This window comes from Mesorhizobium sp. M2A.F.Ca.ET.039.01.1.1, assembly GCF_003998035.1.
GTDB lineage: Bacteria > Pseudomonadota > Alphaproteobacteria > Rhizobiales > Rhizobiaceae > Mesorhizobium.
On record NZ_RZRY01001253.1, the window covers coordinates 1 to 1,047 of the forward strand.

The 1,047-nt window shown below is 67.7% G+C and carries 1 protein-coding gene and 1 pseudogene; both read left to right on the forward strand.

What is annotated here, in order from left to right:
* A pseudogene (locus EOA24_RS39075) lies at positions 1 to 186 on the forward strand (pyridoxal-phosphate dependent enzyme); the annotation flags it as partial.
* Between the two features lie 112 nt (positions 187 to 298).
* Positions 299 to 1,047: DUF4175 family protein (locus EOA24_RS39080; protein WP_127410886.1), on the forward strand; the 749-nt coding region annotated here is incomplete at its 3' end.

Below are 1,047 nucleotides of genomic sequence, written 5' to 3' on the forward strand. Positions count from 1 at the left end.
ATCCTGGTCAGCGACGACGACATCATAGCTGCGCAGAAGGCGCTGTGGGACCGCGTGCGAATCATCGCCGAGCCGGGTGGCGCAGCGGCCTTCGCCGCCATGCTTTCCGGGCGCTATGTGCCGGCGGAGGGCGAGCGCGTGGCGGTCCTGGTCTGCGGTTCCAATACGAATCCTGGCAATTTCTGATCATAACCCGGCAAAACCGCTTCACGTTTTTGGAACCCGCCTCGCCTTTGCCGTGTTTGCTGGTATCCTTCTGGTGATGACGTCCGGGCTTACGCCCGGGCAGGAAGGGCCGATGACGGAACGACCCATTTCCAGCGGCGAACGCGGCCTGGCCTTGCGCTTGGCGCTCAGCCGGTTGGCGACGCGGGCCTCGATGGTCTTCGAGCGCGGCTGGCCGCTCGTGCTGCCGCTGTTGATCGCCATCAGCCTGTTTCTCAGCTTTTCGTGGTTCGGCCTGTTCCCGCGTCTGCCCGACGTCGCGCGCATCGGCCTCTTGATCCTGTTCGCCCTGTCCGGGGTCGCGGCGCTCTATCCGCTGCGTTTCTTCCGCATGCCCTCTGCCGCCGAGATCGACAGGCGTATCGAGGCGGCAAACCAGTTGCTGCACAGCCCGGTCCAGGTGCAGACCGATCGTCCCAGCGGCGCCGAGAGCATCTTCTCGCAGGCCTTGTGGCGCGAGCACCAGAAGCGGATGGCCGAGCGGCTGTCGAGCCTCGGCGCCGACCGACCGCGCAGCCGCGTCCCGGACTACGATCGCTGGGGCCTGCGCGCCGTGGCGGGGCTGCTGTTCGTCACCGCTTTGGCCTTCTCCTTCGGGCCCTTCGGCGGCAGGGTCAGCGACGGCTTCGTTGCCCGCGCCGCGCGCGATACCGTGCCGCCGCGCATCGACGCCTGGGTGACGCCGCCCGCCTATACCGGCAAGGCGCCGCTGTTCCTGACCGCCGACGCCAACCAGGCGGTCCAGACCTTCTCGGTGCCGCAAGGCAGCGACGTTTCGCTGCGCGTCACGGGCAGTTCCGGAGAGGAGACGCTAAGCTACGC